24 protein-coding genes, 1 pseudogene and 1 riboswitch are annotated in these 21261 nt (G+C 36.9%); of the genes and pseudogenes, 5 read left to right on the top strand and 20 right to left on the bottom strand.

What is annotated here, in order from left to right; translation table 11 throughout:
• A complete protein-coding gene (locus tag V7097_RS21375) occupies positions 1 to 1656 on the bottom strand; it encodes a thiamine pyrophosphate-binding protein (RefSeq protein WP_335705666.1) in 1656 nt (551 codons plus the stop codon).
• Positions 1657 to 1777: 121 nt separating this feature from the next.
• Here V7097_RS21375 and V7097_RS21370 point away from each other — a divergent pair, with 121 nt between their 5' ends.
• From V7097_RS21370 to V7097_RS21360, 3 genes are read left to right on the top strand one after another with little or no spacing between them, the layout of a single operon-like run.
• Positions 1778 to 2170, top strand: a complete 393-nt coding sequence (locus tag V7097_RS21370; protein ID WP_335705665.1) for a hypothetical protein — start codon at positions 1778 to 1780, stop codon at positions 2168 to 2170.
• A gap of 4 nt (positions 2171 to 2174) precedes the next feature.
• On the top strand, positions 2175 to 2783 hold the full coding sequence (locus V7097_RS21365; protein WP_335705664.1) for a gluconate 2-dehydrogenase subunit 3 family protein: 609 nt from the start codon (positions 2175 to 2177) through the stop codon (positions 2781 to 2783).
• Entirely contained in the window at positions 2773 to 4407 is a 1635-nt protein-coding gene (locus V7097_RS21360; RefSeq protein WP_335705663.1) for a GMC family oxidoreductase, read from the top strand. Before V7097_RS21365 ends, V7097_RS21360 begins: the two co-directional genes overlap by 11 nt.
• Positions 4408 to 4453: 46 nt before the next feature.
• On the opposite strand, the gene V7097_RS21355 is transcribed toward V7097_RS21360, so the two are convergent.
• Entirely contained in the window at positions 4454 to 5446 is a 993-nt protein-coding gene (locus V7097_RS21355; protein ID WP_335705662.1) for a metal-dependent hydrolase, read from the bottom strand.
• Between the two features lie 238 nt (positions 5447 to 5684).
• Positions 5685 to 5762: riboswitch (ZMP/ZTP riboswitch) on the top strand.
• Positions 5763 to 5876: 114 nt separating this feature from the next.
• Between V7097_RS21355 and V7097_RS21350 the strand changes: the two genes are divergently transcribed.
• Positions 5877 to 7076 (top strand): phosphoglycerate dehydrogenase, encoded by a 1200-nt coding sequence (locus tag V7097_RS21350; RefSeq protein ID WP_335705661.1) that lies wholly within the window; start codon positions 5877 to 5879, stop codon positions 7074 to 7076.
• Positions 7077 to 7119: 43 nt separating this feature from the next.
• Here V7097_RS21350 and V7097_RS21345 read toward each other — a convergent pair whose 3' ends face one another.
• From V7097_RS21345 to V7097_RS21265, 17 genes and pseudogenes are all read right to left on the bottom strand, one after another.
• Positions 7120 to 7680: a sugar O-acetyltransferase gene (locus V7097_RS21345; protein WP_335705660.1), complete on the bottom strand. Its 561-nt coding sequence runs from the start codon at positions 7678 to 7680 to the stop codon at positions 7120 to 7122.
• Positions 7681 to 7720: 40 nt separating this feature from the next.
• Positions 7721 to 8953, bottom strand: coding sequence for an MFS transporter (locus tag V7097_RS21340; RefSeq protein WP_335705659.1), 1233 nt, complete (start codon positions 8951 to 8953; stop codon positions 7721 to 7723).
• Positions 8954 to 8980: 27 nt separating this feature from the next.
• Complete coding sequence (locus V7097_RS21335; RefSeq protein ID WP_438824267.1) at positions 8981 to 9982, bottom strand: ROK family protein; 1002 nt, start codon at positions 9980 to 9982, stop codon at positions 8981 to 8983.
• Positions 9983 to 10204: 222 nt separating this feature from the next.
• Positions 10205 to 10912, bottom strand: a complete 708-nt coding sequence (locus tag V7097_RS21330) for an FAD-dependent oxidoreductase (protein WP_335705657.1) — start codon at positions 10910 to 10912, stop codon at positions 10205 to 10207.
• Between the two features lie 59 nt (positions 10913 to 10971).
• The gene (locus V7097_RS21325) at positions 10972 to 11343 is read right to left on the bottom strand and encodes an iron chaperone (protein ID WP_335705656.1); all 372 of its coding nucleotides are present in this window, start codon (positions 11341 to 11343) and stop codon (positions 10972 to 10974) included.
• Positions 11344 to 11367: 24 nt separating this feature from the next.
• Complete coding sequence (locus tag V7097_RS21320; RefSeq protein WP_335705655.1) at positions 11368 to 11757, bottom strand: SRPBCC family protein; 390 nt, start codon at positions 11755 to 11757, stop codon at positions 11368 to 11370.
• Entirely contained in the window at positions 11757 to 12083 is a 327-nt protein-coding gene (locus V7097_RS21315; RefSeq protein ID WP_335705654.1) for an ArsR/SmtB family transcription factor, read from the bottom strand. The genes V7097_RS21320 and V7097_RS21315 overlap by 1 nt, the downstream gene beginning before the upstream one ends.
• A gap of 148 nt (positions 12084 to 12231) precedes the next feature.
• Positions 12232 to 12843 carry an FMN-binding negative transcriptional regulator gene (locus V7097_RS21310; RefSeq protein ID WP_335705653.1) on the bottom strand — a complete coding sequence of 204 codons (612 nt, stop codon included), beginning with the start codon at positions 12841 to 12843 and terminating at the stop codon, positions 12232 to 12234.
• Between the two features lie 22 nt (positions 12844 to 12865).
• Positions 12866 to 13383, bottom strand: a pseudogene (locus tag V7097_RS21305) (GNAT family N-acetyltransferase).
• Positions 13384 to 13445: 62 nt separating this feature from the next.
• Entirely contained in the window at positions 13446 to 13826 is a 381-nt protein-coding gene (locus V7097_RS21300) for an FAS1-like dehydratase domain-containing protein (protein WP_335705652.1), read from the bottom strand.
• A 591-nt stretch (positions 13827 to 14417) separates the two neighbouring features.
• A complete protein-coding gene (locus tag V7097_RS21295; RefSeq protein WP_335705651.1) occupies positions 14418 to 14690 on the bottom strand; it encodes a hypothetical protein in 273 nt (90 codons plus the stop codon).
• Between the two features lies 1 nt (position 14691).
• Entirely contained in the window at positions 14692 to 15399 is a 708-nt protein-coding gene (locus tag V7097_RS21290) for a pirin family protein (protein ID WP_335705650.1), read from the bottom strand.
• An 87-nt stretch (positions 15400 to 15486) separates the two neighbouring features.
• Entirely contained in the window at positions 15487 to 15912 is a 426-nt protein-coding gene (locus V7097_RS21285) for a DoxX family protein (protein WP_335705649.1), read from the bottom strand.
• A 29-nt stretch (positions 15913 to 15941) separates the two neighbouring features.
• The gene (locus V7097_RS21280; RefSeq protein ID WP_335705648.1) at positions 15942 to 16547 is read right to left on the bottom strand and encodes an alpha/beta hydrolase; all 606 of its coding nucleotides are present in this window, start codon (positions 16545 to 16547) and stop codon (positions 15942 to 15944) included.
• Complete coding sequence (locus V7097_RS21275) at positions 16544 to 17488, bottom strand: ring-cleaving dioxygenase (protein ID WP_335705647.1); 945 nt, start codon at positions 17486 to 17488, stop codon at positions 16544 to 16546. Before V7097_RS21275 ends, V7097_RS21280 begins: the two co-directional genes overlap by 4 nt.
• 99 nt (positions 17489 to 17587) lie before the next feature.
• Complete coding sequence (locus V7097_RS21270; protein ID WP_335705646.1) at positions 17588 to 18526, bottom strand: ring-cleaving dioxygenase; 939 nt, start codon at positions 18524 to 18526, stop codon at positions 17588 to 17590.
• A 157-nt stretch (positions 18527 to 18683) separates the two neighbouring features.
• Positions 18684 to 19112 (bottom strand): MarR family winged helix-turn-helix transcriptional regulator, encoded by a 429-nt coding sequence (locus tag V7097_RS21265; RefSeq protein WP_335705645.1) that lies wholly within the window; start codon positions 19110 to 19112, stop codon positions 18684 to 18686.
• A gap of 418 nt (positions 19113 to 19530) precedes the next feature.
• On the opposite strand from V7097_RS21265, the gene cdaS reads away from it, so the two are divergent.
• The gene (gene cdaS, locus V7097_RS21260) at positions 19531 to 20154 is read left to right on the top strand and encodes a sporulation-specific diadenylate cyclase CdaS (RefSeq protein WP_335705644.1); all 624 of its coding nucleotides are present in this window, start codon (positions 19531 to 19533) and stop codon (positions 20152 to 20154) included.
• Positions 20155 to 20468: 314 nt separating this feature from the next.
• Here cdaS and V7097_RS21255 read toward each other — a convergent pair whose 3' ends face one another.
• Positions 20469 to 21212 (bottom strand): SDR family NAD(P)-dependent oxidoreductase, encoded by a 744-nt coding sequence (locus tag V7097_RS21255; RefSeq protein WP_335705643.1) that lies wholly within the window; start codon positions 21210 to 21212, stop codon positions 20469 to 20471.
• Between the last annotated feature and the right edge of the window lie 49 nt (positions 21213 to 21261).

Here is a 21261-nt window from a genome sequence, read left to right as displayed (position 1 = left end):
TTAGGATTTTGGATAGTTTGGATACTCGTCTTGTGCCGTAGGAACATCTAGCAATACAGGATTATTACTTTGAAGAGCCGTTTTTAATAGCTTGTCTAATTCATCTTCGGATTGAATTCTATAAGCATCCCATCCACACGCTTTGGCAAGCTTTACGAAATCGGGGTTCGTTAATTCTGTCCCTTCCGGAGTGAGCCCCTTCAGCTCCATTTTGTTCCGTTCCATTTGTAGTGTTCCATTATTAAAGACAATAAGGGTAATTTGAAGTTGGTATCGTACTACGGTTAGCAAATCGGCTAATACCATTGCAAGTCCACCGTCTCCTGTAATACAAACAACTTGTTTAGTCGGCATACATAATTTAGCGGCTATGGCTGCTGGCAGTCCAAATCCCATTGTCCGCCATTGATTGGAAAGAAGAACACGCTCACACCCGGCACGAAAGTTCCTCATAAACCAAAGAGTTGAATCCCCTTCGTCCAACGCTATGATCGTGTCTGGGTTGATTGATCTTTCGATGGCCCTAATGGTACGTGAAGGATAAATTGGATACCCTGGTTTTTCTCCCTCTTTTTCGTTTCGAATTGACCAAGTTTGTTTACATTGAATAATTTGATGGATCCAATTTTGATTCCTTTCATAAGGTTCTAATTTACTAATTAGTTGTTTAACTATTTCTTTCATATCTCCAATAACGCTATAATCCGATGGCATTCCGTTTCCAAGCTTTATTTGTTTGTCCTGAACTTGTATGACAGTTGCATTTGTCGGGGTTTGCCCTTCAGGCCACCACGACGCCCCAATCGCCAATACTACGTCGGCTTGTTTAAACAAATCAGTTAGAAAAGGATTTCCTCCTTCACCTATAACTCCTAATCCATAAGGAAATGAGTCAGGTAGGATTCCAATTACGCCATATCCCATGGCTATACCGCTACCCCAAAGCTTCGCCAATTCTTGAATATCTAGCATTAAGGAAGCTGAACTGGTTCCAACTAAAATCATAGGATTCTCTGCTGTACGCATGACATGAATTCCTTGTTCTAGCTGTTTTGGACATATGCTTATTGTGGATTTATGTGTTGCTCCATTAGGTTGGACAAGCGTTGACATCGAAAAAATGTCTAGCGGTATACTAATATGAGAAACGGTCTCCATTTCAAAAGATGTATGTATTGCTTTTGTCAAAGAGTCAATTACAGCATCAAGATGTACAATTAATTCACTGTAACTTGTGATTGCCTGAACCAATTCTTGTTGATTAATAAACTGTTTATAAGATGTACCAATTTTATTTATTGGTGCCTGCCCTGTTATGGCTAAGACGGGAAAAGCATCCAAATAGGCATCCCCAAGTCCATTGATTAAATTAGCCAAACCCGGACCCATCTGCGAAACACAAACGCCGAGACCTCCAGTGCATTTAGCTTCAGCCGAGGCCATCATTGCTGCAACAGACTCATGCTTAACAGCAATAAACTTTATCGTTTTTTGTTTTGCGATAGCATCCATCAGACTGAAGATGGCATCTCCTATTACCCCATAAATTCGCTTCACACCCCAAATTCGGAGTTGTTCTAAGATTACTTCCGCCACGGTATATGAGGACTGTTGCCTTTTTTGTATGCTATCCAATCGAATTTCTGGTTCAGACAATTGCCGCACCCCCCTACACATTTTTATGTAGTATGACAAAAATAATGGCATATTATCCTTGAATAGAAACCGTAAACCAAACAAATAATGGAAATAATAAACTTAAGTGGATGGTGATTGTATGGGCTGGAGTGGATGGCCATTAGATCGTGTTTTAATTGTTGCAATGGGATTATTATTTCTCGTTATTTTCGTACAGGTTACGTTATTTCATTATCGGCAAAACTTTCGGCATTGGTCGATGTGGATTCCTGTGCTTGCCACACCACTTTTTGGCATATGCTTGGTTCTTTATTCTTTTTATAATCCAAATTGGTTGCTCACCCTACTAACCTGGTTATTATCAATCGGGATATTAGCGGGTTTATTTGGCTCATTTATGCATATCAAAGGCGTTGGAAAACGTGTGGACGGCTATAAATTACGTAATTTCCTAATCGGCCCTCCGCTAACACTCCCATCATTGGTTACAGCCGTTAGCCTGTTGGGTTTAATCGCATTACATTGGGGGTAAACAAATGACAGAATATCAGGTTCATTATCCAGATTTTAATGTTATGGACGAAGAAAAGCATTGGGATTCTCATACTCAGGAAATCGTGGGCAAACGAATCCAAACCCAGTCATTTTATCCACTTCAATATTTAACGAAGCAAGAAGCAAATACCTTAACCCAACTTTGCTCAATTTTGCTTGATGATGATCGAGATTCAGTAATTGCTTTTGTTGTTCATCACTTTGATTCGACATTACAGGCGAGTATCGGTGAATCGCAACGTAAGGTCGGAGTCCCCAAACAATCTGTTCTTATTCGTGACGGACTTGCCTTGCTTGATCAGGTTTGTAAAAAACAATATGGCAGTTTATTTGATTTATTAACAGATGGAACGAAAAAAGATGTTGTTAGTGACTTATTACAAGAAAAAATACATCTGAAATCCAATCTGAAAACTATTCCAGTTAAGGACTTTATGGAAAAAATCACGAGTGAAACAACTGCGGCTTATTATTCTCACCCCACCATCTGGTCGGAAATTGGCTACGCTGGGCCAGCTTACCCGCGGGGCTATGTCCGTTCTGAATTGGGACTAACAGACCCATGGGAGGCGAAAAAAAATGACCAATAACCGGGATCCTGTTAAACATAATGTTGATCATTACCACGGACATCGTCATGACCACCTTAATAAACGAAAATATAAAGAGGATGCAGATGTTTGTATTGTTGGGGCAGGAGCGGCAGGTGGTGTACTTGCATATGAGTTAAGTAAAGCCGGACTAAAGGTCGTAGTCATTGAAGCTGGGCCATTTTGGAATCCACAAACAGACTTTGCCAGTGATGAATTATCTATGACCCACCTTGGATGGCAGGATACTCGAATTGTGAGTGGCGGGAATCCATTACAAATGGGGCATAACAACTCGGGACGGGGTGTAGGAGGAGGTACGACTCATTTTACAGGTGTTTTTTTGCGATTTCACGAAAGTGATTTTCGTACAAAAACAGTGGATGGTGTAGGTGATGATTGGCCAATAAATTATCGGGATCTTGAGCCCTACTATAGTAAAATAGAAAAAGAAATTGCTGTATCTGGACCAAAGGAATTTCCTTGGGGTTCATTCAACGGTCCTTACCCTTACCCTGGTCGTGAACCAATTAGTGCAAACGCAGAGATGTTTCGGATTGGATGTGAGAAGTTAGGTATCAGAAGTGTGGTCCCTCCTCTCGCTATTAATTCGGCGCCTTTTGACGGTCGGCCACCCTGTATTAATCGAGGGTTTTGTAATCAAGGATGCATGCCAAATGCAAAATTTAGTACGTTGGTTCATCATATACCTAAAGCAATTCAGTACGGTGCTGAAGTGATTTCTGACAGTATGGTCACACAAGTAAACACAAATAAAAATGGCCAGGTAACCGGAGTTACATTTGTTCATGATGGGCAAACGTTTGAGCAAAAAGCACGCATCGTAATCCTGTCTAATTTCGTCGTGGAAACACCAAGATTACTACTGAATTCCGCTAATGCACAGTTCCCTGATGGTCTTGCGAACTCTAGCGGTTGGGTTGGTAAGGCATTTATGGTACATAGCAGTCAAGATGTATATGGTAAATTCCCTGAGGAAATTCGACTTTATAAAGGTACTCCTGTTTTGGCAACAACGCAGGATTTTTATGAAACCGACCCAAGTCGTGGTTTTGCTAGAGGTTATACTTTACATGCGCATGGATCACGTCCAGTGGAAATGGCTAAAGGAATTTCAAAATCGGGCAAGCTTTGGGGAGCGGCGCTGCGTAAAACTATGCTTGATTATAATTTTTACGGAAGAGTCACTCTCGTTGGCGAGGTTCTCCCTAATCCAACAAACCGAATTACCCTTTCGGAGGAAAAGGACGAGTATGGATTGCCTCTACCGGATGTCACTTTTACTTACGGAGACAATGATAATCGCTTGATTGCACATGCCGTTACTAAGATGAAAGACATCATCAAGGCAGCAGGAGGCACTCCAGAATTTGTTACAGAAGATACGGCTCATCTTATGGGTGGATGCCGCATGGGAGACAATCCAGAAACATCAGTTACAAACTCATTCGGACAAACTCACGATATTCCAAATCTATTTATTAATAGTGCAAGCCTATTTGTTACATCAGGAGGAGGAAACCCTACGAATACTGTAATGGCACTTGCTGCCCGGACTGCGGACTATATCATTGAAAACGTAAAAAACCTCAACATCAAATAATTCAATAAGAGTGCTGTCTGAAATTATTTTTTTGGACAGCACTCTTTCATTTTTTAGATTGGGAAGGATCGGTTAAGCTTCGTATCACCTTTTTATAATGTCTTAATGAACTTACTTTTCCAATATAGCTATTTTTACATTTGAGATCTGGTGAGATAAATTGAATCGCAAGGTAAGGAAAAAATTTATTAGTACGAAAACGAAGATCCTTCCAATAAACAAAATAGCCGTTTTTTCTAACAACCACAAATGGATATGCATACGTTGCACAAGATAGAAAATCCGAAATAGACTGATCCTTTTGACTTTCTGAAACTAAGCTAGGAAAATTGACCTTTTTGGAATGCGTGTGTTCTATTTCCAGAGTTTTTTCTGAATAGGTGCCAAATAAGAAGTTTTCCTTCGTTTCAATGATGACATCCCATCTTGATAAGCTGATACGAGGAACAAGTTTAATGCGGACTGCATTGATGAAATAGTCGTTTAAATGCCTTTTTGCTGCTACAGTTGAATAGGTGCGAACCCCCAAATATAGAAAAACAAATGCATATATGGTCAAAAAAGTAATACCAGGTTGATAGTAAAAGAGTAACCCAAATCCTAAAAAATGAAGCGTAAGAATAAAGGGATCAATTAAAGGGACCGCGTCAAAGGCAACCCACTTTTGGGAAAATGGCCTTACAATTTGGGTACCATGGACATTGAATAAATCAAATAGAACATGCAAAATTACCGCTAAAAAAGTCCAAAAAAATAGATGAAAGAAATCAGTCCCTGAAATGAGTGGGTACAATATTCCTGAAACAAGAATAGCCCATAATGGAAGAACTGGAAGGGAATGAGACAGACCCCTGTGATGACGGAAGTAATTCCCTTTTCCTCTCAAACGGTAGATAAAATCAAAATCAGGTGCATTTGAACCTATAACCGTTCCTAAGAGGATTGCCTGTGATAAATTTTGATTCTCAGAGACAACAGGATCAATCTGAGCTAGAGCACCAATGCCTAGACCAATTACGACATGTGAAAAAGTGTCCATCAAGCCACCCCTTATTATTTTTTTCCTTCATTACTAAACTGCCACAAGAAGTACTCACGGATTCTCTATTTCTCTCTTAATTGTATTTTATGTTTAAATGAAATCTTCTTAAGTTTCCGTAAAATAATTGTAAATACTCCGTAAAATTGATTCGAGGTACCGTACACTTTCCTAAATTTTTAAATTAATTAAAACTTGAAATATATCAAAAAACTTGGTATCATACTAACAAATCAAAAAGACTATATGTGACTGGCGCACGCGGAAAACCGCGAGGGAGCATATAGTGTCGGAGCCGTTCGCCTGGGCAGAGGTAAGGGAAAGTCCCTTGCCTCTTTCTGTTTAATTTTCGACAGACCAGACCGCAGTAATTCGTATATTGTAAGTTTTCTATACTTAAAATCTATGTTCACAGAAAGAGGTAGACGAGATGAGTACACTTATTGAAAACCAAGTAAAAACGATTAAAACATTAAATAATATTGCCGAAAGCGGATTAAAGGTGTTCAAGCATGATCACTTTACAATCGATAATCAAAGTGAGAACCCCGATGCAATTGTGGTTCGTAGCTTCAATATGAATGACCTTGAGTTCGGCGATCAGTTAAAATCAATCGCTCGTGCAGGTGTAGGTGTTAATAACATTCCAATCCAAAAATGCACTGAAAATGGGATAGTTGTTTTTAATACACCAGGAGCCAACGCAAACGCTGTAAAAGAAATGGTATTAACTGCTTTAATGGCTACATCCCGTAATCTTTTCGCAGGTATTTCTTGGACGAAAACATTAGAAGATAAAGGCGATCAAATACCGGCACTTGTTGAAAAAGGAAAAAAGCAATTTGTCGGAAAAGAAATCAAAGGTAAAACTTTAGGGGTTATCGGACTAGGTGCAATTGGTGCACTTGTTGCAAATGATGCACTCGATCTAGATATGGATGTAATCGGATTTGATCCATTCATCTCTGTTGATACAGCCTGGAACTTATCACGTAATATCGGGCGTGCAATGTCACTTGAACAACTGTTTGCGGAGTCTGACTATATTACCGTACACGTCCCGTTAACCAATGATACAAAAGGAATGTTTAATAAAGAAGCATTCAGCAACATGAAGCCTGGCGTTCACATTATCAACTTCTCACGTGGAGAGCTTGTGAACGAAATCGACATGGCAGTTGCACTTGAAGATGGTATCGTTGGAAATTATATGACAGATTTCCCTAATGAAAATGTATTAAAAATGAAGAATACCATTTGCACACCACATCTTGGCGCTTCAACAAATGAATCTGAAGAAAACTGTGCAATTATGGCAGCTCGTCAGACAAAGGAATTCTTGGAGACTGGAAATATTAAAAACTCAGTGAATTTTCCTAACGCGTCTTTACCTTATACAGGAAAAACACGTGTAACAGCCTTCCATAAAAATGTACCTAACATGGTTGGTCAAATCACATCCGCCATCTCAAATTACGAGTTAAATATCGCTGACATGGTTAACAGAAGTCGCGGCGAATACGCCTATACGATGATTGACATCGATAATAAAGTGAACGGTGAAATCGTACCTAGTTTACTAGAACAAATCAAGCAAATTAACGGAATTATTTCAGCACGTGTGATTTAAGGCAAAAGTAGAAGCAAGGGCGACTGCCCTTGCTTCTTTTGTTTCATGTTTCTATTTGTTTAATGATTCTTGCTGGGTTTCCTCCCACTACAACGTTATCCGGAACATCTTTTGTTACGACCGAACCCGAAGCGACTACAACATTATTACCTATTTTGACACCTGGATTTATAATGGCTTTCCCACCAATCCAAACATTATGACCAATTGTGACTGGAATTCCAAATTCTGCACCCGATATTCTTTCTTGTGCATTTAATGGATGGGTTGCTGTATAAATGTGGACTCCCGGTGCAATAAAACAGTTATCGCCTATTCGAATTTCACAAACATCTAGAAGGACACAATCAAAATTGGCATAGAAATTTTCGCCAACATGTATGTTGTAGCCATAGTCACAACGTAATGTAGGCTCTACGTATAGATTTTTCCCAGTGGAACCAAACAGTTCCTTTAATAATTCCGTTCTCTTGTTGTCATCCGTTTCAAGCGATTCATTAAATAATCTAGTTAACCTTCTCGCGTTCATTCTATCTCTCAGTAATTCCGGGTCTGCTGCGTTATATAGTTCACCGTTCAACATTTTTTCTTTTTCAGTTTTCATTTTTTTCAATCTCCTTTTCAATAGCTTGTGCTAGGAGTGACTACATTATTTTTGAAACAGTATCCCCTCTGTTTAGGAGAATCTTATGTTTCAATATGCCATTTAATTTTTCCGAACTTAGTAGCATAGCTGCAACAAAAAGAACGATACAAACAGGGAAAATGCCTATTGTTGAATGAGACGCTATGAAACCAAGGAGTGGTGGCATGAAGGTGGTACCAGTATACGCAACGGCCATTTGGTAGCCCATGATCGTCTGAGAATGTTTTTTCCCAAAGCGTGCCGGAGTTTCATGTAGCATACACGGAAATATCGGTGCCAATCCCAGCCCAACAATAATAAAACCTACAAGTGAGAAAGTAGTTGGCAATGGTAAAAATAGAATAATAGCACCAGTTAATGCGATTATCTGCCCAGCTCGAATCAGCGTACGATTAGTCATTTTAAAAGTAACAAAGCCTGTTATCAATCGACCAATTGTGATTCCTGCGTAATATAAGGAAACCCACTGTGCAGCAGTTGACGCACTTAACCCTTTGACATTTACTAAGAAACTACTTCCCCAAAGCCCCACTGTTGCTTCAACCGCACAATAAAACAAGAAAGAGGCGAGAGCAAATTTAACTCCTTTAATTTGTAAAGGTTTGACATCATTCGCCTCTACATCACCAGATACATCTTGGGCTGAATCCTGATATTCATCTAAAGCAATAATGCTTTTTTTATTCACCCTATTCCATAAAGGCAAAGTAAAAAGAAGGATGAATACTAATGCGAATTGAATGCCAGAAATAACAAAATATCCATTTCTCCAAAAGTTTCCTTCTGCAATAAACTGAGCCATAATGATAGGACCGAGAGTAGCTCCAACTCCCCAAAAACAATGTAGCCAACTCATATGGTGGGCCTTATAATGTGTAGCCACATAATCGTTTAATCCTGCATCAACCGCTCCTGCTCCTAATCCAAGTGGGATCGCGCATACAACAAGCCAACCAACCGATGGAGCAAAATGAAATCCTAGTAAAGCACAAGCGGTCATTAAGACACTGACAAATGTGACCTTGCCTGTTCCGTACCGCTTTAATACTTTCCCACTCACTAAACTTGAAATAATGGTACCGCCTGCAATCGTCATAAAAAGGAACCCAGCTGTCTCAAGTGGAGCACCCAAATCCGGTTGCATCACAGGCCACGCTGCCCCTAACAATGAATCAGGCAGACCTAGGCTGATAAAAGCTAAATATATGATGATTAAAAGAATCGTTGTCATATTTAAACCTCGCTTTTAATAATGGTTTTACTTACTCGTTTCGCTCATCATCAGGTCAATTCCAAGACTTTGTAATCCATATAAATAATCCTGTTTCCAATCGCTTATTGTAAGGTTTGGAAGATGTTTTGAAGGGATGTATTTTGAACTACCTATGGCAATTTTGGCCAATATGGCTTTCTCGACCTCATCATTGCAAAAAATAATGGTATGAGGATTGATGATCGCTACAAACGATGCTATTAATCTGCTAATTGCATCAATCTGTTTGTCATATTTTAGTTGTTTCTTAGATCCATTATCACTTTCCAAAGCCCGCCCAAAATTTCGATCATCATACTGAGGGACGAATGAAACCTCTCCAGAGAAAAAAGTACTTCCTCTTACAACATTTCCGTTTATCATAATTCCAGCACCTGGACCATTATGACCGGAGTACAAATAGATAAGAGATTGCTGATTCTTAATTCCTCGATTATTGTTATAGCCAAGAACAGCAGCGTTCATATCGTTCTCTACTACGACTGGTATAGCAAAACGTTCCTCATAGTATCCTTTTAAATCAAAATTCTGAAACTGCTCGTATCCTGGTATATAAAAAATTCGACCATTATCGACTGCCCCAGGAACGCCGATTGCTATAGAACTAATTTTTGGATACTTAGTTAAGATGTTTTCAATGCACGTATTCAAAAGGTTTAAACCATCATCTATTAATACACTCGAGGCTATTCCTTGTTTCTTTACTTCGCCCATGCAATTAAAAATAGCATAATGAGTCTCTGTCCTCTCTAAGAAAATAGCAAGGCCTAGCATATATTCCGGATTGTATGTATATCTTTTCGCCCTTCTTCCACCACTCGAATCATCAAGACCAGCTGAAATAAGTTCACCTTCCCTTTCCATCTGTGACAGGAATTTACTGATTGTAGGGAAACTTATTCCTAATCGATCGCTAAGTTCTACTTTGGTCGCACTTCCAAGTTCTAAAAGGGATTTCCGAATACTAGGGAGGATACCCTTATTCATAGATTTTGGAGTAGAATTCACTAGAGTCACCACCTATAAAATCAACTTATTAAATCATTTTAATAAGTGTTGAATAAAAACTTATTAAACACCTTTAATAAGTAACGCAAATAATATATCACACAAAATTTATGCAAACAACCAAAATTTAGAAAATGGTTGGGCTTAGGTAAAGAAAAAAGTTGGTCCCTTAATAGAACCAACTTGATTTATAAATAAATATTAATACCCAAAAAAGGCATCCTTTTTAATATTCCGCTTTGAAACATTTTGATTTTGTAAATTAGTAGATATCGAATCTACCATTGACTTTGGACCTGCAATAAAGTATTTTCCATTGTCCTTATTTAAGGTTGTAAACTTATCTATCTCCTGATGTAGATCATCCCTTGAATCAAGGTAAGTTACACTTATTGAAGGATTGTTTGCAATCGCATCAAGCTCATCTTTATAGATAAATGACTTTTTGCTATCCATATAGAGTAGGTGTATTTGTTTCCCGTCTCCATTCCCTTCAGTTTCTATTTGTTTTAACATCGCCCGAAATGGTGTAATTCCAATTCCGCCTGCAACCAGAAGTGAAGGACTGTTATCGTTGAAATAAAAATTCCCTACTGGTCCACTCATTTTCACAGTCATACCCTGCTTTAATTCCAACATCGCTTTCTTAAAATCGCTTGGGTTCTCACTAATTCGTATTGTTAACCGAATAACATTCTCTGTGGGAGCAGACGCTATAGTGAATGGTCTTATAGCGTTTTTTATTTTCTTATGAGTAATCGTAAATAAACCATGTTGCCCTGCTTTCCAGGTTACGCCTTTTTCTTTTTCAAAAAGAAAAGTATATACATCCTCTGATTCTTTGTAGCTTTCTAAAAATACTAAATCTCTCTTTTTAAATATTGCAATTGCATCTTTAATAAAACTCATATCGTTACTCCTTTAATTCCCTAAAATAGCCCTCTTAATTCTTTAAGGACCAATCTTGTCTATTTTCGCCAAAAAGTGGTACAGTCGACCTTATCCGAAATATTAAAATCAATCATTTTCCCGAGTAGTGCATAATCAACTGGATCCTTCCATGGGATACGAATCATCCCCTTTGTGTAGTCATAACCTGCTTTCACAATCTCACCCTCTAGAAAGGAAATGGTAACATTTTCAGGGGCGACAGCTAAGTGTTTTTTAGATACACTAAAGCCGATAATATATGTGCCATGATCTGTAAACATCGGTTGATTCCATTTAATTTCTGTCTTTAAATTTGGATATTTATTTTTTATCCAAGTAAACACTTCTTCCACTCTTTCTAGGTGATTTGGGTCATCAATCCCTGCTAAAAATTCAGCAAAAGCTTCCATGTTGTGCCCTCCTAAAATTTGTTCTTATAATTCACCTAATACTTTTTTAAGTTCGTCGACCTTACCTGTCCAACCATATTTCGCACCGTTGAACGCTTGATCTTCTTTATCGAAACCAGTTTGTTCAAGATGTAGGTAGGTTGTTCCATCTTCCTCTTTCAATGTCCATGTGACTACAGTATCGATCGGACCACCCACCCAGGTGTAGGATAACTTGTAAGGCTCGTCCACTACTAATACTTCACAATTGACAATTAAATTCCACTGTGGGTTTTTGAATTGACATTTATGTCCTACGACTGGTTTAAAATCATTTTCCATAATCCATTTTGCGAGTGTGTCCGAATCTGTTAGTGAATCCCACACCTTATTGATTGAACTTTTAAATTTAAAATCTAATGAAACCTCTGCCATTATTTATCCTCCTCTAATATACTTCTTAAAATTGTTATGTTGTCGGTCCAAAATTTCTCGTAAAAGGATACCCAATCTTTAATTTCTCTTAATGGAGTTGCATTTATTCGATACCTTGTTTCTCGACCAACTTTTCGGTCATCAACTAAACCAGCTTCTTTGAGGATAGCCAAATGTTTCGATACAGCAGTTCGACCCATTTGAAATTGAGCAGTTAGCTTGTAGAGAGGTAACTCCTCTTCCTCCGCCAACAAGCGTAGCAATTTACGTCTTGTTGGGTCAGCGATGGCTACATAAACATCACGCTCTTGATTTTTCTCGTTCAATAGCCCCTTCTCCCTTGTTAATTGGACACCAGTTAGTGTCACAATTATATGCTACCAATTGGTGTCTAGTCAATTATATTTTTGACATAATCGATAAAAAATAAGCCTAATTTTCATCTGAAATTAGGCTTTAAAAGTCAAATATCTATTATCTTTTTAAATTTTTCTTCATAAGAGCTGCCACTTGTTTATTATCTTGAATAGATGTATTTTCCAAATGCTTAATAACTAGCTCTTGCCGTTCAACAGGATGATTTTGACTTAATTTAGCTTTTGCTTCAATTTTTGTGATGTTTATTTTAAAGGCTACTATTCCTTTACTCATTCCTTCGATAAAACTAGGGTCTACATCACTTAATTTGTATGGACTATCCGGACTTTCATATTTTTCCACCATGTCATTTAAAGAATCTAATATTATATTTTGATCTTCGATAATCTCCATCTTTCCATATACATGGATAGCAACATAATTCCAGGTAGGTACCGCGTTCATTGTTTCGTACCAAGAAGGAGAAATATAACTATGTGGTCCTTGAAAAATAGCAAGAACTTGTTGGTTCTGGGCATCCTTCCATTGTTCATTCGGACGTGCAAAATGACCATATAAAGCATTTTCGCTCTTTTTTAATGTTAATGGAAGATGAGTCGCATAGGGTTCTCCATTATGCTGAGAAAATAATGTCGCAAAGCTATACTTTTTAATAAAATCATAAATCGTATCTTCATCGTTGATTTTAAAATGTTTAGGTATATACATAGTGATCTCACCTTTCAACATGCTATATGAGTGTTTTCATCATGATGAAATCCGTTTGTTCTTCATCCCCCATGTAAAAAGAGTGGGCTCCAGTTTGAACAAACCCCATTTTCTTATAAAAGGCCAGAGCATTCTCATTTTTTCCCATACGCCTAGCCAGATTTTCTCTTTTTTAAGTTCTATCGCAATCTCCAACGCTTTATTGAACAAGACTTTACCAAGCCCATGTTTTTGAAATTTGTTCTTTACATAAATCCTCTCGATTTCAAGTGATTCATTACCCATTTCTTCTGACTGAACATCATTGATATTGACCTTCAAATATCCAGCGACTTCATGATTAAAATAAACAAAAAAGAATTGCGAAGAAATAGTGGTCAATTCTTTTTCTAACTGGTTTAAGTTAAATGCCTTTTCCAAATACGCTTTCATACTTTCTGGTGAATTCTGATTATTAAATGTATCGTTAAATGTTTCAATACTTGTTTCTTGGAGTATATGTAAATCTTCAAGGCTGCATTTTTTTATTTTTACGGTCATTTTAAAATATTACTCCTTTACTAGTTTTTAGAACCACATCCAAATCAGATCCTGTGTGTCAGTTAACCTAATATTACCCCCGCAAAGTTTCCGCTCAAAACTTGTTTCTCATTTTGATTTGTACAAGAGAAAGTTGCCAAAATAGATGTTCGATTATTATCTTTCTTTTCCAATCTTTCAATTGTTACCTCACAACTGATGGTATCTCCAGTAAAGACAGGTCTAAAAAATTCAAAATTCATTGTACGAGCGAGCACATTGTAATCTCCACCAACCTTAGTTGGTAAGGTAGCAGTAAGCAACCCTTGGACAACAAGTCTTCCGAGTTCATCAGGGTTTGTATGGTGATCCCCTTCATCCATTGATATTTTTGTAAATATTCCAACATCTTCTTTCGTAAATGTCCGCTTAAATCGAATGATATCTCCAGTTTTTAAATTCAATGTAAACTCCCCCTGAAATCAATCGTTACTTAATGCCATTACTATATTCACAATCTTTTTATGCCTCTGTAAAAACTGCTTAAAGATTGCACCGAAAAGAACCCAGGTGATAAAAGCCAAAAATCCAATAATTGTTATCATTATAACACTCAATGACACAGCAGGTATGTCGGTATAATAGGGCAATACATAACTAGGAATGACAGTCAGTGTGAATAAAACTACTTTTGGATTTAAAAACTACATAAGGAATCTAGTTGTAAAAGTTACGATAAAACAGTATATGATAAACGATGTAATATCCATGATGAAAACTCCTTTTTTAGCGTTCTCATTTTAATATACACCTAAAAATTTCATGGGATATAGTATATTATTGCAGGATTATAGATTGGTATTATTATTTGGCATAAAAAACCCGAAGGTCTACCGGAGAAATACCGGAAAAACCTTCGGGTTGAGAAAGAATGATGCTACATTATTTGCTGTTTTCTTTGAAATAGATTCTTGTTAAGACTACCTAGTATGATACCGATTAACACGTTTGCGGTATACCATTTATCGTTTTTCGACTCCGTGGTATACCGTTTATTAAACCGGATATACTGTTTTATGATCTGCAATGATCGTAACTATGCGCTTTTCCTTATTAAATTCAACATTACCATCTGATGTATAATACCAAGTCTTTTGGTTTTCCCCCACATCAAATAGATTTAATTCCTCTTTAAATTCGATGATTTCTTTGGCATCTTCATCGGATATTTTCATAGAAATGACCCACTTATCTTGGTCTGGATGAATCTCATATTCATCTGTTTGATAAAAAAGTCGGCTTCCAATCGAATGACGAATCAATATCATTTTAAACACCGCCCAAATCTATCAATATAAAGAAGGTCTCTTTTGTTGATTTTAAAGTAAGTTCATTTAGTTCAGTGACACGTGCACTGTCTCTTTTTCCAACTACAACATCATTGTTTAAAATAAGCTCCCCATCAATCACAAAAACATACATCTTTCTTCCTTGCTCTTGTTGATAGAAGATCTCTTCTTCTGCATCTAATTTGGATAAGTATAAGGTAACATCACTATGAATCTTCGCAGCTCCATTGGTTGGAGTTGAAGAAACGATAGGTAACAACTTATTCCTCATATCATCAGGATTAAAAGTAATATCCTCATAGGAAGGTGGTAATTGTTTTTCGGTAGATTTAAACCATAGCTGTAAAAAGCTAACTTCTGCTTCTAAAGAAGCGTTCATTTCAGAGTGGAGTAAACCTGTTCCAGCAGTCATACGCTGAACATTTCCAAATTGTATTATCCCACTATTTCCTAGACTATCCTCATGTTTTAGTTGACCATGCAATACAATCGATACAATTTCCGCTTCCCTATGCGGATGGATCCCAAATCCTTTTCCTGCTTGTACTGTATCATCATTAAAAACACGTAATGGACCAAATTGGATATTTTCCTCATCATAGTATTCACCAAATGAAAAACTAAGATTGCTCTCTAACCAATCATTTTTAACTGAGTAGCGAGATACCGCTGGATATATTTGAATCATTTATCTCACCTCTATATATCTTGATTTCAAGATTAATTTATATCAAAAATCTCTAACTGTCAATTTCCACCTACTATCAATAAGGTTTTAAGCAGCTCTTTTTATCTCATCTGAATTCTCATTGAATAGCAAGTGACCTATTGATAATAGTTTACTTCCATTAATCGCAAGATAAACAGCCATTGCTAAAAATGCTAAGTCTAATTCATATCCTGCCATTTGGCCATTCCCTAGTAAACCAACTGGAAGTTTAGCCGTAATTGTTGCTCCGACCATTAATAAAGCAACTAATATAGATACAAGTCTAGTAGCAAATCCAATGATTAGCGCAATACCTCCGATTATTTCAAATAAAGCAACTACGTATGCCATAAATCCAGGGATATTAATACTCTCAAACCATCCGACAGTATTTTCAATTCCTCCTTGGAATTTTACTAACCCATGTATGAAAAAGATTATACCCAATGTAACTCGTAAAATAAGTGCCCCAATTTCGTTTTTTTGTACCATTTCGTCTTCCTCCATAAATTATCTTTTGTTTATAACTTTTTATACCATTGTGCAGCAGCTTCAACTTCTGTTGCTGTCAACTGATGACCTCTATTTTCCCAATGAATTTCTACGTTTGCATTTGCTTCTTCTAGCATAGATTTTAATTCAGCTGATTCCATTGGCGAGCAAATTGGATCATTTGTTCCAGCAGCAATAAATACTGATCTTCCAGTTAAGTCTGGAAGTTCAATTCCTTTGCGAGGAACCATTGGATGATGAAGAATTGCCCCTTTTAATGCATTTTGATAATGAAATAAAAGACTAGCCCCTATATTTGCTCCATTTGAATATCCAATTGCAAGGATATTATTTCGATCAAAACCATATTTTTTAGCTGCTTCATCAAGAAACCCATTCAATTCTTTTGTTCGGAAAATAAGATCTTCTTCATCAAAAACTCCTTCAGCTAATCTTCTGAAAAATCGAGGCATACCATTTTCTAAAACATTTCCTCGAACACTTAATACGGATGCCTCATCATCAATTCTTCCTGCAAGGGGTAATAAATCTAATTCATTTCCTCCCGTACCGTGAAGCAATAGCAAAGTCGGCTTTTCTGGATTTGTCCCCTTATTAAATATGTGCTTCATCATTTATCTCCTTCCAATACGCGAACCTCAACAGGAGGTAAGCTTTCTTCTAATTCCTCTCGTTTTGACTCTAACCATGACGGCAGCATGAGTTTTTGACCAAGTTCATTTTTATTCTCATCTACTGCAAACCCTGGTGGGTCAGTTGCTATTTCGAAGAGGATCCCTCCCTCTTCATGAAAATATACAGCTTTGAAATAATTTCGATCCCGTACTTCTGTTGGGTGATACCCTTTCTCTTGAAGAAGATTTCTCCATCTGAGAAGATCCTCTTCATCCTTTGCTCTCCATGCGATATGGTGAACCGTTCCTGCTCCCATAAGGCCCCTAACTGAAGGAGTCAACTTAATATCTATGACATTTCCAAGTAAGGCATCTGACTTGAATCGTAGAAAACCCTCTTCGTCACCAATGCATGTAAGACCTAAAACATTCTCAAGAACTTCAGCAGTCTTATTGGGTTGTGCGGAGATTAAGGTTGCTCCAGCAAAGCCTTTAATAGCATTCTCCGTTTTAATCCCGCCGAAACTCCAATTATTGATTGGTCCCTCACTTCTTTCTACTAATTCAAGTAAAAGACCGTCTGGATCACTGAATGTTATATAGCTTTCTCCAAAGCGAATGGAAGACGTGAACTCAATACCGAATTTCCGCAATCGTTCTTCCCAAAATTGTAGCGATCCGGGAGGAATTGAGTAGCTTGTAACCCCTACTTGTCCCATACCAATTCGACCTTTTAGCTGTTTGGGCCATGGAAAAAAGGTTATAACAGTTCCTGGCTCTCCAGTTTCATTTCCAAAATAAAGATGATAGACTTCTGGGCGATCAAAATTTATGGTTTTCTTGACAAGCCTAAGCCCAAGTACACCTGCATAAAAATCAATATTTCTTTGGGCATCGTTGACCATTGCTGTTATATGATGGATACCAGATGTTTTTTGCATCTCATTCACTCCATTCATTAGGGACAGAGGGACAGGTCCCTCGTCCTTAAACTTTTTTCCTAAAATTGTGGGACAACATACCTGTCCCCGTGACCCCTCTTAATCTAATTCTCTCACCTTAATAGGAATTAAACTACGTTCGAGCTGCTCTCGATATTGTTCATACTGTGCAGGTAACATTAATTGTTGCCCCATTGTTTCATGAGATTCATCATGAGCAAATCCAGGAGGATCTGTTGCAATTTCAAATAGAATTTCTCCGTGCTCTCTAAAGTAAATCGCGTTAAAATAATTTCTATCTTGTACAGGAGTTACCCCATATCCATTTTCTGCAACGTATTTTTGCCAATCCAATTGATCATTGTCATCAATTGCTCTCCATGCGATGTGGTGAACTGTTCCAACACCCATTTGTCCTTTTCCAGTTGGAACCACCTTTAGGTCAATAATATTTCCAATGTCAGCAGAAGAACGATAACGGACAAAATCTCCTTCCTTATCTACATATACAAGGCCCATTACTTTTTCCAGTAATTCTGCCGTTTTATCGGGATGAGATGAAAATAAAGTTGCCCCACCAAAACCTTTTATTGCAACTTCGGGCGTTACATCTCCGAATGTCCAAGTATTAAACTCCCCTTCTTCTCTCTCGACTATTTCAAGGTGAAGTCCATGTGGATCATCAAATTCCAAATATGTTTCTCCAAATCGATTAATTTTAGTGTAAGGAATATTAAACTTTTCTAATCTTGATCCCCAGAAATCCAGCGCTCCTTTAGGGACAGCATAAGAAGTAATACCTACTTGACCATCACCAATTTTTCCTCGATAGGCACCTACCCAAGGGAAAAATGTAATAATTGTTCCCGGTTTTCCACCTTCATCTCCGAAATATAAATGATATGTTCCTGGATCATCAAAATTTACAGTCTGCTTAACTAAACGTAATCCTAAAACACCTGCATAAAAATCTATATTCTCTTGTGGATGACCCACTATTGCTGTAATGTGGTGAATCCCCATTGTTTTTTTACTCATTTTTGTCTCACCCCTATTTGTGGTTTTTATATTTTAAAAATTACTTTCAGCTTTCACTTAATAAGTAAAAGCATTCAAGCAACATATTTAATCTTTAATTTAAGTATCTCTATATCAAGATATTTTATCAAAAAAAAACACAACTACGATATTAACTTTAATTTTCCACCCTATCTTTTACCCTTTTCAATAGGCCTACCAGAATATCTACCTCCTGAGAATTTAGTGAATCAAAAATACTATCAACATAATCCTCATGCTCAGGCATAATTTTATTCATTATTTCACTTCCAGCATCGGTCAACGATACATGTATAGCACGTCGATCATCTGGACAAGCACTTCGCTTTAGTAATCCTTTTTGTTCTAATTTATCTATTATATATGTCATTGACCCACTTGTTATCAATACACTCTTACCAATTTGTTGAATGGTTTGTATACCTTTATGAAAAAGTACCTCTAGTACAGAAAACTCAGTTATGCTTAAGTTGTTTTTCAACATTTCATCTCTAATTCTTTCTTGGAGCGCTCTCGATGTCTGCATTAAAATCAAAAACGGTTGATTTGTGCATTTTCTTCCCACACTTACACCTCCTAAGAAAACCTTTAATTAAAGTATCTTGATTTCAAGGTAATAATATTACATAAATAGTCATGTGTCAATAACTTATTTAAATTTAGCCATTATAATCCCTTTTTTCTCCTATTTTTTATTATTTTAGTTTTCGAATAACTTTTAATGAATAAAGGAAAATTATTATTAACAAATAAACTTTTAAAGGAGCATTTATGTGTGAGGAATTCCTAACATGATTTTTGAACTAGGATAACGGTAGTGGCATATTGAACTATTTCTTCCACCTTATTTATTTGATCTATTGGACCAGATGGAGTCTTAGGGGAATTTAGCATAAGTAAAATAAAGTAAAATTTCATTCAGTGGGTGATTGTTACGTATTTACCCGCTTTATTTTATTATATATGATGGTGAGGGATATCTATTGAACCAACCTAACTGTGACTTTTCACCACTTAAACAACAAATTGTTAAAGGCTTACGAAATGTATCAAAAGAAATAGATTCTATAACCTTAGCGTTAGAGAATGAAAATAACTGTCTGTTAGGTAGCATTGAAGAACTTAAACAAAAATTTGAAGAAATAGAAACTGTGGCATCTTCATTTTACTTAAATTGTTATTTATCTCCTTTTACAGATAAGTTTTTAGATCTTTCTACCTCCATACAACATCTATCAAGTCTTAGGCATGGAGCTTTAATCGTAATTGAACGTAAAGATCTAATAAACCCCTATATAACTCCAGGAACCTTTATTGGAGCAAATCTTACATCTTCATTATTGGAGTCAATCTTTTTCCCAGGTAATCCACTCCATGATGGAGCTGTACTTGTTCGTTCAAATCATATTTTTTCCGCTGCAAATGTTTTACCTTTATCTGATGTGAATGCAGGAGAAAAGAAACTAGGTACCCGTCACCGTGCAGGGATTGGACTAACAGAACGGAGCGATGCGCTTGTGCTAATTGTTTCAGAAGAGACAGGAAAAGTTTCTTTCGCAATTGATGGGAATCTTTATCCTATTATAACTTCTAGCTCTTTAGTTTAAGGCCTTATTACCTTATCTTAATTAAATTCATATAAAAAAATTGCCTAAATAATAAAAAAAGCTGATTAGCCTAACGGGTTCTATTTTGGGGTACAAAAGTTAAAATAACTATTCAAAAAACATCAAAAATAACATTAAAAAAGCACCGCAATATTGTGGTGCTTTCTTAATATAAAAATAGACCAATTAATAAAAAATTAGTTTTTATGGAACTAAGGATCCGTTAACGGAATAAGTAAACGATACTAATTTTTCTTTTCCCTATCTTAATAATTCAATAATTTCTATCATAACCATGAGTCTTTTTATATCTATTATAGGTCGGAAATCATTCCGCCATCTACTACAAATTGAGCTCCAGTTGAATAGCTTGAATCATCAGAAGCAAGGTATACAACTAAATTAGATACTTCTTCTACTTCTGCTCTTCTTCTTAGTGGAATATCTTGTTCAAGTTGCTTCAGATATTCTTCAACATCTGGTTGGTCAGCCATAGGTGTTTTGATTATTCCTGGATGTACAGAATTAACACGGATGTTATATTGCCCAAGCTCAGTAGCTGCACCTTTCGTCATACCAGTTACAGCATGTTTAGAAGCACTATAAGCAATAGCCGTTGGCGCACTTACCAAACCATCTACGGATGAAATGTTAACAATAGAACCTACGCCAGCTTTTTTCATAGAAGGAAGTACTTTTTGCATTCCTAAGAATACTCCAAGCTCGTCTACCTTAAATGTTAATTCGAAGTCTTTAACAGTTAGTTCTTCTAAAGTTTTAAAGATACCAATTCCTGCGTTATTTACTAACACATTGATCGGACCAAATGTTTCTTCTGTTTTTGATACAACTTCTAGCCAGTTCTCTTCACTAGCAACATCTAATTTAAGAGCGATTGCGTTTTCTCCTAATTCATCGGCTAGGTTTTGCGCACCTTCAAAATTAAGGTCTGTAATCGCTACTTTCGCGCCTTCTTCCACGAATTTACGAGCATGCATAGCACCCATACCTTGTGCTGCCCCTGTAATAATCGCTACTTTACCGTCTAATTTACCCATTATGCTTTCCTCCAATTTTATATAAAAATTATAGAATTTTAACAACTGT

This window comes from Bacillus sp. JJ1562, assembly GCF_036962705.1.
GTDB lineage: Bacteria > Bacillota > Bacilli > Bacillales > Bacillaceae_L > Ferdinandcohnia.
Note: the sequence above shows the minus strand (reverse complement) of the source record. Positions and strands in the feature narration are given on the sequence as shown.